General features: G+C 42.8%; 12 protein-coding genes. All 12 read right to left on the bottom strand.

The annotated features are described in order from the left end of the window. Nucleotides 1-8 precede the first annotated feature (8 nt). Entirely contained in the window at nt 9-278 is a 270-nt protein-coding gene (locus AN213_RS06900) for a K+/H+ antiporter subunit F (RefSeq protein WP_054553164.1), read from the bottom strand. Next, a complete protein-coding gene (locus AN213_RS06895; RefSeq protein WP_054562091.1) occupies nt 272-808 on the bottom strand; it encodes a Na+/H+ antiporter subunit E in 537 nt (178 codons plus the stop codon). The genes AN213_RS06900 and AN213_RS06895 overlap by 7 nt, the downstream gene beginning before the upstream one ends. Then, nucleotides 808-2,325: a monovalent cation/H+ antiporter subunit D gene (locus AN213_RS06890; protein WP_055021721.1), complete on the bottom strand. Its 1,518-nt coding sequence runs from the start codon at nt 2,323-2,325 to the stop codon at nt 808-810. Before AN213_RS06890 ends, AN213_RS06895 begins: the two co-directional genes overlap by 1 nt. Next, nucleotides 2,322-2,666, bottom strand: a complete 345-nt coding sequence (locus AN213_RS06885; RefSeq protein ID WP_054553167.1) for a Na+/H+ antiporter subunit C — start codon at nt 2,664-2,666, stop codon at nt 2,322-2,324. The genes AN213_RS06890 and AN213_RS06885 overlap by 4 nt, the downstream gene beginning before the upstream one ends. After that, entirely contained in the window at nt 2,666-5,458 is a 2,793-nt protein-coding gene (locus AN213_RS06880; protein ID WP_055021722.1) for a monovalent cation/H+ antiporter subunit A, read from the bottom strand. The genes AN213_RS06885 and AN213_RS06880 overlap by 1 nt, the downstream gene beginning before the upstream one ends. Before the next feature lie 211 nt (nt 5,459-5,669). Continuing rightward, the gene (locus tag AN213_RS06875) at nt 5,670-6,872 is read right to left on the bottom strand and encodes a hypothetical protein (RefSeq protein ID WP_055021723.1); all 1,203 of its coding nucleotides are present in this window, start codon (nt 6,870-6,872) and stop codon (nt 5,670-5,672) included. Next, the gene (gene nlpI, locus AN213_RS06870) at nt 6,856-7,734 is read right to left on the bottom strand and encodes a lipoprotein NlpI (protein ID WP_055021724.1); all 879 of its coding nucleotides are present in this window, start codon (nt 7,732-7,734) and stop codon (nt 6,856-6,858) included. The genes AN213_RS06875 and nlpI overlap by 17 nt, the downstream gene beginning before the upstream one ends. Before the next feature lie 128 nt (nt 7,735-7,862). Further along, entirely contained in the window at nt 7,863-9,992 is a 2,130-nt protein-coding gene (pnp, locus tag AN213_RS06865) for a polyribonucleotide nucleotidyltransferase (RefSeq protein WP_054562096.1), read from the bottom strand. Between the two features lie 242 nt (nt 9,993-10,234). Continuing rightward, on the bottom strand, nt 10,235-10,504 hold the full coding sequence (rpsO, locus tag AN213_RS06860; RefSeq protein WP_054553172.1) for a 30S ribosomal protein S15: 270 nt from the start codon (nt 10,502-10,504) through the stop codon (nt 10,235-10,237). A gap of 110 nt (nt 10,505-10,614) precedes the next feature. Next, on the bottom strand, nt 10,615-11,559 hold the full coding sequence (gene truB, locus AN213_RS06855; protein WP_054553173.1) for a tRNA pseudouridine(55) synthase TruB: 945 nt from the start codon (nt 11,557-11,559) through the stop codon (nt 10,615-10,617). Then, nucleotides 11,559-11,963 (bottom strand): 30S ribosome-binding factor RbfA, encoded by a 405-nt coding sequence (gene rbfA / locus AN213_RS06850; protein ID WP_054553174.1) that lies wholly within the window; start codon nt 11,961-11,963, stop codon nt 11,559-11,561. The genes truB and rbfA overlap by 1 nt, the downstream gene beginning before the upstream one ends. Nucleotides 11,964-12,073: 110 nt before the next feature. Then, nucleotides 12,074-14,731 (bottom strand): translation initiation factor IF-2, encoded by a 2,658-nt coding sequence (infB, locus tag AN213_RS06845; RefSeq protein WP_054562097.1) that lies wholly within the window; start codon nt 14,729-14,731, stop codon nt 12,074-12,076. Nucleotides 14,732-14,753 lie beyond the last annotated feature (22 nt).

Genomic DNA, 14,753 nt, shown 5'->3' with positions numbered 1-14,753 from the left:
TCGTTACCTTATTCAATAATATCGCCACGCAGCAGGTATTTACATACCGCTACAGTGCTCACAAAGCCAAGCATGGCGATTAATAATGCGGCTTCAAAATATAAATCGGTGCCCATGCTCATGCCATATAGAATAATTAAAGCAATGGTATTTATGAACATAGTATCTAAAGCCAATATACGATCAGGTACCGACGGCCCAACAATTAAACGCCATAGGTTTAACAGTAACGATATGGCTATCATTGCAAAAACAATTAGAAAAACGGTATCTAGCATCGAAAAATCTCCTTAAGCGGTGCTTCGTAGCGCTGCTTAATAGTATTAATTAACGCTTGTTCATCAGCTAAATCGAGTACATGAATCAATAAGTAGCGCTGCTGAATTTCTTCGCCCTCTTCGAGTGACTCAGGAATAGGATAAACCTCTGCGCTCACTGTACCTGGTGTTAAAGATACTGTGCTGGCCAAAATAGTGATTGGCATTTCATGGCTTAAATCCAATGGTACTTTAATAAAACCTGGGCGTAACTTTTTCGTTGGTCCAAGGATCAACAGAGCAACTTGTAAGTTAGCAGTGACAATATCGTACAGCACTAACAATAAGTGCCTAAACGCAAGACCTGGCCTGACAATAAGAGGCTGTGGATCACGAAATGGGAATGTGATCCACGGAATAGTAATAGCAAAAAATGCAGCTAAAAACAGATGTCCTGGCGACACACTATTATTTAACAACAGCCATACAATGAATAATAAAACACTGCGAAATGGTGTTGGCAACCAACGAAAGCGAGATTCTAAACGCATTATTGGCCTCCTTGTAATACAGCGTTGATACTAGTGTTGATATCAAACAACTGCTCTGACGTTGCTAACATATAGTCTGAAATCGGTCCTGCAAATACAACCATTAATGGTGAACACGCAAGTAATGCAACTACAGCTATCACTTTAACAGGGTGTGCTTTAGTGCCTTCAATTGCTTCACTGTCTTTATGGGTGTGATCCCAAAATAAGCTGGTACCGGCTCGTGAAACCGCCACTAATAACGCTAAACTAGAAACTAGGTAGATTGGCCAAAACAACATGGCTTTTTCGCTATCTAACGTGCTCTTTAAAATCCATACTTTGCCGACAAAGCCAGATAACGGTGGCATACCAACAACAGCAAGTGCAGCCACTACAAAACAAGTACCAAGTAAATATGGCTGTGCAACGGCGCGCCCTGCAACTAACCGGTCAGCAACTTTACCACGTTGCTGAGCAATTAAATCCGCAATTAAGAATAGTGCAGCGCAAATAATGGTTGAATGCACTAAGTAGTAAAGTAATGCAGCTGTTGCTGAGACATTCTGAATCGCAACCAATGCCACTAAAGTACCCACAGATACAACCACCAGATTCGCAATAAGCTTTCTAAAATCTTGACTCGCTAATACACCAATACCACCCATCACTATGGTCGCTAGTGCTAAGCCCCATAACCAAGGCTGTGCCATGTGAGCGAGTTCGCCAGCATTATCACCAAATATTACGGTATACACGCGCAACATGGCATACACACCGACCTTGGTCATAATCGCGAATAATGCAGCAACTAATGGCATTGCACTGGCGTAGGTATTCGGTAGCCATAAATGTAACGGTAATAACGCGCCTTTTAACGCAAATACCACGATTAACAGCAAGCCACCAATTTTAGCAAGGTAAACATCATCACCCGTCAGCTGTGGTACTTTTTGCGCTAAATCAGCAATGTTCAATGTGCCTAACACACCATAAAGTACACCCAGCGCAATTAAGAATACGCTTGAACCAATCAGGTTTAAAATGACGTACTGCAGTGCAGCTCGGGTACTATGTTTGTTGCCGGCATGCATCAATAATGAATACGAAGCAATCAACAGCACTTCAAAAAATACGAACAGGTTAAATACATCGCCAGTTAAAAAGGCGCCATTTACACCTAACACTAAAAAGTGCACTAACGGATGGAAAAAGCTCCCTTTTTTATCATCGCCTGCACAGCTATAAAGCACCACAACTGCACCAAGGAAACTGGTAAGTAGCACAAGTAGCGTTGCTAGCCTATCGGCAACCAGCACAATACCAAATGGTGCAGACCAATCACCGATTGCGTAAACAAGCGGTGCGGTACTATTTACGTGAAATAATAAATAAGCACTGACCAATAGTGTGACAATCGACAAAATAACCGACGAAACACGACGAATATGTAAGTTTTTACCACATGGCGGCATGAGTAAAATCACCCCTGCCAACATCGGAATTAAAATTGGTAAAGAAGCTAAATGCTGAATCATTTTTGCTCCTTCGATGACTTAACAAGGTGACCATCAACATGGTCATTACCCAAGTCAGCACGGCCACGAATCGCTAAAATAACCACAAAAGCGGTCATCGCAAAGCCAATTACAATGGCGGTTAAAACCAGTGCTTGAGGGAGTGGATCGGCATACTCACTGCCTGTACCAAGTACAGCCGCTTTGTTAATAGTTAAACGACCTGAAGAGAATAAAAACAGGTTAACTGCATACGACAACATAGTCAGGCCGAGTACTACCGGGAAGGTACGAGCCCGTAATATTAAGTAAATTCCGCATGCAACCAGCACGCCGACGCATGATGCGTACAATACTTCCATTAAATATTTACCTCTTGCTTGGGTGTATCAGCAGTTAATTTACCTAAACTTGCTAAAATCATCAGCGTTGCACCTACAACAGTTAAATACACACCTAAATCAAATACGATAGCACTAGCAAGTTCTGTCTTGCCGACTAGCGGAATATCAAAATAATCAAACCAGGTTGTTAGGAATGGACGTTCGAAGAACCAACTTCCAATACCTGTAAACAATGCAATAGCAATACCTGACGCAATAATCTTACGATAATTCACGTCAAATCTGTCTGCAATCCAGTGCGAACCATTAGCCATATATTGCAAAATAAATGCAATCGCGGTAACCAGTCCTGCAATAAAGCCACCACCTGGTAAGTTATGACCACGTAAGAAAATATACGCTGACACAAGTAATGCAAGTGGTAACAAGCTTTGTGAAATACTCGACAGTAGAATTGGGTAACGCTCTCTTGCCCATGGGCGCCCTTCACTATCACTTGCAGGCATAAACAGCGGCAAGTTAATAAGAAGCTTATAAATACCTAACGCAGCAATACCCAATACGGTAATCTCACCTAGGGTATCAAACCCCCTAAAGTCAACGAGGATAACGTTTACAACGTTAGTACCACCACCGCCAGTTTTTGCATTGGCAACAAAGAAGTCAGAAATTGACTCAAGTGGTCTTGTCAGAAGCGCATAACAAATACTCGCCACAACCACACCAATTGCCGATGAGATACCTAGGTCACGCAAAATACGCAATGAGCTTGATTCTTTCGGAGTACGCTGTGGTAAAAAGAACAGTGCGAGCATCAGTAGCATTACCGTGACAACTTCAACGGTTAACTGAGTCAGTGCTAAATCAGGCGCAGAGAATCGAGTAAATGCAACAGATACCATCAGGCCTACGATTGAAATCATAATCAAAGATATCATTCGTGAGCGATGCCAAATAACCGTTGCCAGCGCACCAATTATTAGTAAGCCGGCACCAATAGCATTATGGAAATCGATTGGCGTTAACTCACTTGCTCCTGCTAACTGGCGCATTTCAAATAAAGGCCAGCCCGCACACATAAGCACCACAGCAATCATCACAAAGGCATAGCGCTGTAACGAGCCATTTTCGATTCGTTTAATCTTTTCTTGTGACCATTTAATTAAGCTATATAAGCCACGCTCAAAGCCTTTCTTAGCATTCAAAGTTGGCAATGAAGCTTGGAAGTGGAACAGGTGCTTACGCTGCACATAAATCATCACGCCCACGCTTGTAGCAATAAAGCTCATTAACAGCGGTAAATTAAAGCCATGCCATACTGATAGCTTATAATCTGGGGCTGCATCGCCGAGCACTGCATAAGACGCCGAAGCTAAAATATCACTTACTGCAAAGTGCGGGAACATACCGACGAGTAAACACAGCACAACCAAAATTTCGATTGGTACACGCATATAGCGTGGTGGCTCATGAGGCTGTTTTGGCAAATCGATTGGGTCGCCGTTAAAAAACACGTCGTGAATAAAGCGTGCTGAATACGCGACAGAGAGTGCACCAGCAATAGTCGCTAACACTGGAATTAACCAAGACATAGAGCCAAGCACTTGCTGATGCAGTGTTTCGGCAAAGAACATTTCTTTCGATAAGAAACCATTTAACAGTGGCACGCCCGCCATGGCTGCCGCTGCTACCATAGCAAGTGTGGCGGTATACGGCATAAAGCGCCACATACCATTGAGTTTACGCATATCACGGGTGCCAGTTTCATGGTCAATGATACCCGTTGCCATAAATAACGACGCTTTAAAGGTTGCGTGGTTAATAATGTGGAAGATAGCAGCCACTGTAGCAAGCTCAGTGTCTAAACCAAGCAGTAAGGTAATTAAACCTAAATGGCTGATTGTTGAATAAGCCAGCAAGCCTTTTAAATCATGCTTAAATAACGCGATATAAGCACCAACCAATAAAGTCGCCAGACCCGTCATTGCTACTAAAATAAACCAAGTATCTGTGCCTGATAGCGCAGGATAAAAACGCGCTAATAAAAAGATACCCGCTTTAACCATGGTTGCAGAGTGTAGGTAGGCACTGACTGGTGTCGGTGCCGCCATCGCATGTGGTAACCAAAAATGAAATGGAAATTGTGCAGATTTGGTAAATGCACCTAAAAGCACTAATACCAACGCAGCCTCATAAAGTGCATGAGATTGAATAAGCGCTTTGCTTGCTAAAATCACATCAAGATTATAGCTACCAACAATATCACCAATTAGTAATAAACCTGCTAGTAACGCAAGACCACCGGCACCGGTAATAGCAAGTGCCATACGTGCACCTTTGCGAGCTTCTGACTTATGCCACCAATAGCTAATCAATAAGAACGAGCTAATACTGGTGAGCTCCCAGAAAAACCACAGCTGGATCACATTATTCGACATCACGATGCCGACCATTGCGGTCATAAATAGCATTAAATAGCAGTATAGCTTTGGCATTGAGTCGCTACTACTTAAGTAATAACGCGCATAAAAAATCACCAGGGTACCGATACCCAAGATCATATATAGAAAAAGTAACGTTAAACCATCAAGTCGAAACGAAACTTGCATGTTTAAAAGAGGGATCCACTCAGCAGTGTAGCGAATTGTTTCACCAGAAAAGACTGCAGGGGTATACGAAAATACAATTCCAAGGGCAATCAAAGGCGCTAACATGGTCAAAGCAGTGCTTTGGTTACGTGTTAGTTTTGAAGTGCAGGATGAAATAACACTGCCGATTAAGGATAACAGGGGTATCCAGAGCAAAGTCATAATTAGGAGCCTTTTAGTGTCATAAGAATATCAATACCGCTCTAGTTTTAATTAGTTGCGTACTGTTCATTTGGATGGTTAAAAGTTGGCTTCAAAAAAAGCTTACAATGCGTATAGTTATACTGATCAGGTGCTATTTTGTCTATAGGAGACACACCTATTTGCACAACATTTAACCGCTTTGCATACTAAAATAGCAATAAATAGACGATTAGTCAGAAAATTTCTGCTCTTTGGAAGCTGTTGTAAACACTGGCTTTAAGCCTAAAAAGGCAAAATATTCAGAAAACCGAATCGGCTTTGTTAAGGGCTGGTTAATTTGTTTTTGCCAAAGCTCACGGTATTGCTCAGACAAGCTCATTGTTTGGTACTGCATAATCGACCAATTAGGGCTTGGTTTATAGGCTAACTGATTGCTACAAGCGATACTTTTTTGCCAGCCTTTTGGTGGGGAAACCTTATTTGCAATAAACAGATTTGGTGCAACCAGCCCCTGTTGCTTACACAGCCACTGTTGTTTTTGCTCTGGTAAAGCATACTCATCTTCAAAGCCATTGAAATGCATTAGCTCATGTAAAAATACCGCATAAGATTGCGATGAATTGATATGCATAATCCCGCCAAGCACATTAGCAGCCCCTTGCTTTGACATCATCACAATAAAGTCAAAACCTTCAGGCCACGGATACGCTGCCGCATTTTGCCAGTTACACTTAAGCGCCCCACTACTATCATCACAACTAAACTTATCAGCAACATAAACAACGTCAGTAAAACAAAAGCTGCCTTTTGCAGGCTCAGGCGCTTTACTGTATTGCTGCTTATACTGCTTTAAAGTATCAATACCCTTGTAATGATCTGTCATCATTAAAATATTAAATTGGCACTGACTGCTTGCTTGTACACTTGATGTTGATAAGGCTAATTGCTGTTGCTGCGCATAAGCTGGGTCAATTTGAGCTGGCGGCATTTGTTGCTGCAACAGCCAAGCTTGCTTGGCATTTCCCTCTGGTAACTTGCCAGCTTTACCTAGGTAACTTATATCGAGCCACTGGTTTGCTCTGACTAACTGCTCCGCTAAGGTTTGTTGCTGATCTGAATTGAATTTAGCAAAGTAAGGCTGCCACCATAATTTTGCTGCGGTGTAATCATGTTGCTGCAAAAACCTGAGCGCAAGCTGATACGCCGCATTACTATCATTAAGCGTTGCTAACTGGCGAAGCTGTGAGTTACTCAGCACTAAATGCTGCAAATTAATGGCGCTGGGTGCCAAATGATAGATAGCTATTGCTTGTGAAGGAGTAGTATTTGCGTAATAAGCGTAAGCGGGAATAAAACGAGACACTGAGCTTGGTACGAAACCCAAGCTCAGTAATAGAATAGCAGTAAAAGAAACCTTAGCTTGCGTTTTCACCAGCCATTAACTCAAGCTCTAAGCGGGCATATTTGTATTCAACAAACTCATGCACATTGGTGGCAAGGGCAAGTCTAAAGTAATCGGCAGCAAGATAGTTATCACCCGCCGCTTGATGCATCTTCGCTAGGTAGAAATAAGCTTCGCATAAGCGGTGCGCATACTCTTGCTCTGAAGTTACACCTTCAATAATGCCAGATAAAAACTCAAACTCACTGATATCACCTAAATAAAGTGCCAACAGTTGGTAACCCCATTGAGACTCATCAACACCCTGCGAGTTAGCTTTTAAATCAATTAAGGCCTGCGCTTTATCAGCTTCTGATTGGGCTAAATAAAGCCATAACACACGATAAGGATCGCTCGGTGAACGATTTAAAAACTGCTGTAAATCATCTTGTGCAAGTGATGGACGGTCACCATAGTAAAGGGCAATACCACGATTTAAATAGGCATACTCGTGTTGCTCGTTAAGCTCAAGTGCCGAATCAAAGAACTCATAAGCTTGTTCATACTGCTGCATTAGTGTGTGATGAATGCCTAAGAAGTTATACACTTCTGCTAGGTCTGGTTTGAGCTTAATCGCACGGTTAAAGTCAATACGCGCCAAGGTCGACATACCTAAGCTGTCAAATAATACACCGCGATCATAATAAAGTTTGGCTTGTTGCTCTGCACTTAAATCAGCACGGTTTAGTAGTTCAGAATAGCGAGCAATCGTAATTTCGTTACGAAAATCAGGTGCTAATGGTGCAGTAAAAGGCACATTAACAATAGGGACTGACTCAGGTTGTGAAGTTGTTTGACATGCACTTAAAGAAAAAATAGCCACAGCGGTCAATGCTAAGTGTTTAAAAATCATTAAATTCCTTAATACCTGAATTCTCTGTAGACAAAGGCGAAGCGGATAGGTTTCATTAAAGCATAAAAAAAGGGGCTAAACAGCCCCTTTTTCTTATATCCAGCAAATAACTGGTTATTCAATCATCATTAAGCGTCTTTAGACTCTTCTGCTTTTTCTTCAGCAGCTGGTTCCATTGCTTCTTTAATGCTTAGACGTACACGACCTTGGCGATCTACTTCAAGAACTTTAACTTTAACTTCTTGGCCTTCGCTTAGGTGGTCAGTTACGTTGTTAACACGCTCTGTGCTGATTTGTGAAATGTGCACTAGACCGTCTTTACCCGGAAGGATATTAACGAACGCACCAAAATCAACGATACGTACAACTTTACCAGTGTAGATAGTACCTACTTCTAGCTCAGCAGTTAATTGCTCGATACGCTTGATTGCATCGTTTGCGCTGATGCCGTCAGTTGCAGCGATCTTGATTGTACCGTCATCTTCGATTTCAATCGTTGTGCCAGTTTCTTCAGTAAGTTGACGGATAGTTGCGCCACCTTTACCGATAACTTCAGCAATTTTCTTCGCAGGGATTTGCATTGTGTAGATGCGTGGTGCGAATTGAGATAACTCTTCAGAAGGTGCTGCAATCGCTTCGTCCATAACACCTAAGATGTGAAGACGTGCTGCTTTCGCTTGTTTAAGAGCGATTTGCATGATTTCTTTAGTGATACCTTCGATCTTGATATCCATTTGTAGTGCAGTGATACCGTTTGAAGTACCCGCTACTTTAAAGTCCATGTCACCTAAGTGATCTTCATCACCTAAGATATCTGAAAGAACAACGAAATCGTCGCCTTCTTTAACTAGACCCATCGCGATACCAGCAACAGATGCTTTAATTGGTACACCTGCGTTCATAAGTGCTAATGACGTACCACATACTGATGCCATAGACGATGAACCGTTTGATTCAGTGATTTCTGAAACAACACGGATTGAGTATGGGAAGTCAGTAAGTGTAGGTAGTACCGCAGCAATACCACGCTTAGCTAGGTTACCGTGACCAATTTCACGACGCTTAGGAGAGCCTACAAAACCTGTTTCACCTACGCAGAACGGAGGGAAGTTGTAGTGAAGCATGAAGTGATGCTTGTTAGTACCTGTTAAGTCGTCGATTAACTGTGAATCACGCTCAGTACCAAGTGTTGCAGTTACAAGTGCTTGCGTCTCACCACGCGTGAAGATTGCAGAACCGTGAGTACGTGGTAAAACACCCGTCATTACGTCTAGTGCACGAACCATATCTGGTTCACGACCATCGATACGTTTTTCACCAGCGATGATACGACCACGAACGATTTCTTTTTCTAAAGAACCGAATAGTTTGCCAACTTCTTGCGTATCTAGCTCTTCGCCTTCAGCAAGTTCAGCTGTTAATGTAGCAACAACTTCTTCTTTCGCTGCACCTAGTGCTTCTTTACGCGCTACTTTGTCAGTGATGCGGTATGCTTCACCTACTTTATCAGCAGCAATTGCAGAGATTTTCTCAGCAAGTGTTACGTTTTTCTCTGGTGCAGTCCAATCCCAAGCTGGTTTACCCGCTTCAGCTTTGAACTCGTTGATTGCGTTGATGATAGCTTGAGATTGCTCATGACCATAAACAACCGCACCTAACATCACGTCTTCAGATAGTGTTTCAGCTTCTGATTCAACCATAAGTACTGCGTTATCAGTACCAGCAACAACTAGGTCTAATTGGCTTTCTTCAAGCTCAGCTAGTGTTGGGTTAAGTACGTATTCACCGTTGATGAAACCAACACGTGATGCACCGATAGGACCATTGAATGGAATACCAGAGATAGCAAGTGCTGCTGAAGTACCAATCATAGCAACCATGTCAGGTTGGATTTCTGGGTTAACAGAAACAACTGTCGCGATTACTTGTACTTCGTTTACGAAACCGTCTGGGAAAAGTGGACGGATTGGACGGTCGATTAGACGAGCGATAAGTGTTTCGCCATCGTTAGGACGACCTTCACGCTTAAGGAAACCACCAGGGATACGACCCGCAGCGTACATACGTTCTTGGTAGTTAACTGTTAGTGGGAAGAAGTCTTGACCTGGTTGTGCATCACGCTTACCAACAACAGTAACTAATACTGAAGTGTCGCCAATGCTTGCTAGTACTGCGCCGTCTGCTTGACGAGCGATAGCACCTGTTTCTAGGGTCACAGTGTGTTGACCTAGTTGAAATTCTTTAATAATTGCTTGCACTTAAAAATGTCCTTTAAATGTAAAAGCAACTCAGAGCTGTGCTCCGAATTGGTAAAAAATAGTCCATCAAAGTACCAATTACAGTACTTAATTGTGCTTATGAAAACACGATTAAGTACTACAATTGGCAATGATGTTTTTTAATATCTAAGCAGTATCCACTACCTAGGTGTGCGCTAGTATACCTTTCATGCGCGCACAAAAAAAGGGGCTAAATAGCCCCTTTTCTCGTAATCTAGTTCTTAGCGACGTAGGCCAAGCTCTTGGATTAACGCAGTGTAACGTGCAATGTCTTTACCTTTAAGGTAGTCAAGCAGTTTACGGCGTTGGCTTACTTTGCGAAGAAGACCACGACGTGAGTGGAAGTCGTGCTTGTGGCTAGCAAAGTGACCTTGAAGCTTGTTGATATCGAAAGTTAGAAGTGCAACTTGTACTTCAGGTGAACCAGTGTCGCCTTCAGCGCGTGCAAATTTAGCGATGATTTCAACTTTTTCTTGATTGCTTAGTGACATAGTAACTCCAAAAATTAATTTAAATTGTGTTTTAGCCGATCACTAATTCAGCCAAAACGATTGAGCGGGGCGTATTCTACCCAGCTTTGCTAATAACTACAAGGTAATCTTTACTCAGGCAGTTGATTTGATAAGCCACGCTTTGATTTTAAATGACCGTCTTTATGACGCTCACCGGTACCAATGAACACCCCATCAGCCATTACCTTTACCACACCATCTGGTACAGGCTTACCAATCACGACTGTTTGACCATGACTAAATGCCACGCCCTGCTCTTGAGTAATCTCAATCACAGGTAAATCAACCAAAGCAGTATCCATTGGCAATAGTAGCTCATCTAGGTAGCTTGAAGGCGCAACATCGTCTGCTTTTGCTTGCTGTAGCTTTTCTTCAAGTTGCTCAAGAGTGACCATTTTTTCACTTGGATAATGGCCAACTGCACTGCGATGTAACATGATGACATGCGCACCACAGCCGAGCTTTTCACCTAAGTCGTCAACAATAGTACGAATATAAGTGCCTTTAGACACATGTGCCGTCATTTGTACTTCGTTATTAGCTTCATCAAACTCATCAAGCGTTAAACTAAATACATTAATTTTTCGACACTTACGCGGCACTTCGATACCTTCGCGAGCATATTTATACAAAGGCTGACCTTGGTATTTAAGCGCAGAGTACATCGAAGGGTATTGATCCGACTCACCTAAGAAACTGGCAATTTGCTCAGCTAATTGTTCACGGGTGACCGATACGTCGCGCGTTTCAACCACTTCACCATCTGAATCAGAGGTCGTGGTTCGCTCACCAAGTTTGGCGCGTACAACATAGGTTTTGTCAGTATCAAGCAAGAACTGGGTAAACTTAGTCGCTTCACCAAAACAAATAGGCAGCATACCCGTCGCGAGCGGATCAAGCGCACCGGTGTGGCCTGCTTTTTGAGCAAAGTAAATTCCCTTTGCTTGCTGCAATGCTTTGTTTGATGAAATACCTTGCGGCTTATTAAGTAATAAGATGCCGTCAATAGCACGACCTTTACTGCGTCTAGCCATTAGTCTTTAGTGCCTTCTTCGCTGTCATCTTCGTCTACATGCTTGGCATTGTCTTCACGAATAACTGAGTCAACCAAGTTTGAAATACGCATACCTTCCATAAGTGAGTTATCGATCACAAAGCGTAACTCAGGCATGATGCGCGCACGAATACGTTTACCTAATAAAGAACGAATATAACCCGTTGCTTCATTTAAGATTTTAGCGCTTTGCTTGGCTTTATCTTCATCATCAGTGTTGAATACTGTGATAAATACTTTTGCGTAAGATAAGTCGCGAGATACCTCAACCGCAGACACTGTCACCATACCTAAGCGTGGATCTTTGATTTCGCGTTGCAGAATAACAGCAATCTCTTTTTGAATTTGCTGTGCAACACGATCAGTGCGAGAAAATTCTCTCATTTCATTTCACTCTAAAATAATAACTTATTGATGTTAAAGAATAAGTTAATTTAATTACGAATACACAAATGGGGGCTAGGCCCCCATTTAAAGCAATAACTTAAACGAAATTAAAGTGAACGTTGTACTTCAACCGTCTCGAATACCTCGATTTGGTCGCCAACTTTAACATCGTTGTAGTTCTTAACGCCGATACCACATTCCATACCGTTACGAACTTCTTGTACGTCATCTTTAAAGCGACGTAGTGACTCAAGTTCACCTTCATAGATAACCACGTTATCACGAAGTACACGGATAGGCGCGCTACGCTTAACGATACCTTCAGTAACCATACAACCTGCGATTGCACCAATCTTAGGTGACTTGAACACGTCACGAACTTCAGCAAGACCAATAATCTCTTGCTTGAATTCTGGTGCAAGCATACCTGACATCGCTTGTTTAACTTCTTCAATCAGGCTGTAGATTACGCTGTAGTAACGTAAGTCTAGGTTTTCTGACTCAATTACTTTACGAGCTGATGCATCAGCACGTACGTTAAAGCCAACAACGATTGCGTTTGACGCCGCTGCAAGAGTTGCATCAGTTTCAGTGATACCACCTACACCTGAACCAACAATCTTCACTTTAACTTCATCAGTAGAAAGCTTAGTTAATGAATCAGCGATTGCTTCAATTGAACCTTGTACGTCAGCTTTAAGAACGATGTTAACTTCTGATACATCGCCTTCAGCCATGTTCGTAAACATGTTTTCAAGCTTCGCTTTTTGTTGACGAGCAAGCTTCACTTCACGGAACTTACCTTGACGGTAAAGTGCTACTTCACGCGCTTTACGCTCATCTTTAACTACTGTTGCTTCATCACCAGCAGCAGGGATACCAGATAGACCTAAAATCTCAACTGGGATAGATGGACCCGCAGACTTGATGTCTTTACCGTTCTCATCTTTCATCGCACGTACACGGCCATATTCAAGACCACAAAGTACGATATCACCTTGGTTAAGCGTACCAGACTGAACTAGGATTGACGCAACTGGACCACGACCTTTATCTAGACGCGATTCAATTACAACACCTGCAGCCATACCTTCAGCTGGCGCAGTTAGCTCAAGTAGCTCAGCTTGCATTAATACCGCTTCAAGTAGGTCATCAATACCTAAACCAGTTTTCGCAGAGATGTGTACAAACTGTGTTTCACCACCCCACTCTTCTGGGATAACGTCTAGTTGTGCTAGCTCGTTCTTAACGCGATCTGGGTCGATGCCTTCTTTATCCATTTTGTTTACTGCGATGATTAAAGGAACGCCAGCAGCACGCGCGTGCTGAACCGCTTCTTTAGTCTGTGGCATTACACCATCATCCGCAGCAACTACTAGGATTACGATATCCGTTGCTTTAGCACCACGTGCACGCATTGATGTAAACGCGGCGTGGCCTGGAGTATCTAAGAAAGTAATCATGTTGCCATTCGTTTCAACGTGGTATGCACCAATGTGCTGAGTAATACCACCGGCCTCACCAGAGGCAACTTTTGCTGAACGAATGTAGTCAAGTGTTGACGTTTTACCGTGGTCAACGTGACCCATTACTGTTACAACCGGTGCACGAGGAATCGCTTTACCTTCTTCGCTACGGTCGTTTAGAACTTTCTCTTCTAATTCGTTTTCTTTAACGATAATAACCTTGTGACCCATTTCTTCAGCAACAAGCTGCGCTGTTTCTTGGTCAATCACTTGGTTGATGGTAACCATGTCACCCATCTTCATCATCGTTTTAACAACTTCAGCACCTTTAACTGCCATGCGTGATGCAAGCTCAGCAACAGTGATTGTTTCACTGATACGAACTTCGTTTTTCACGTCAGCTGTTGGTTTTTGGAAACCATGTTGTAAAGACGTTGGTGCTTTAAGCTTGCCTTTCTTACCTTTAGGACCGGCAGCCTGTTTATCTTTTTGAGGTCCTTTTTTCTTTTTCTTACGACGAGCGCTATTCTCTTCACGTGCATCAGATTCATCTTCTGCTTCACGTGCGTAAGTTGAAGTCGTAAGGTGGTGATCAGCGTTTTCTTCACGCTGCTTACGCTCTTCTTCTTCCTTTTTCCAGCGAGCTTCATTTTCTTCAGCTAGCTTTCTTGCCTCTTCTGCTTGACGTTTCGCTTCTTCTTCAGCTTTTCTCAATGCGGCCTCTTCTGCTTCTTTTTGCAGACGCTCAGCTTCGGCGCGATCTTGTTCAGACTTAGCACTTTGCTCTGGGGTCATCTGCTTCTGTTTCGCTTTACGCTCAGCTTCAGCTTTACGTTTAGCCTCTTCTTTGGCTTTACGCTCAGCTTCTTCTTTCGCTTTGCGCTCTGCCTCTTGTTTCGCTTTAAGCTCCTCAGCTTCTTGCTGGGCTTTAAGCTCTGCTGCTTTACGTGCAGCTTCTTCTGCAGCTAAACGCTCTTCTTCTTGCTGTTGCTCAATGGCGCTTTTCTTAACGTAAGTACGTGTTTTACGTACTTCAACTTGCACAGACTTCGCTTTACCTGTAGAGCCAGTTACGCTTAGCGTACTTTTGCTTTTACGTTGCAAAGTCATGCGAGCTGGGCCTTCTGAGCCCGTGCCGCCGTGCTGCTTGCTCAAGTGATCTAATAACGTCGACTTTTCAGACTCAGTTACCATATCACCTGCTTTTTTAGAAATACCGGCTTGTTCTAGCTGCTGTAGTAATTTATCAACAGTTGTACCAATATCTCCGGCTAGTTTTTCAACATTTACTTCTGCCATAGTGTGTAATACCTCCGTTAAT

The organism is Pseudoalteromonas sp. P1-8 (genome assembly GCF_001399985.1).
GTDB lineage: Bacteria > Pseudomonadota > Gammaproteobacteria > Enterobacterales > Alteromonadaceae > Pseudoalteromonas.
This window is presented reverse-complemented; position numbering and strand designations above follow the sequence as displayed.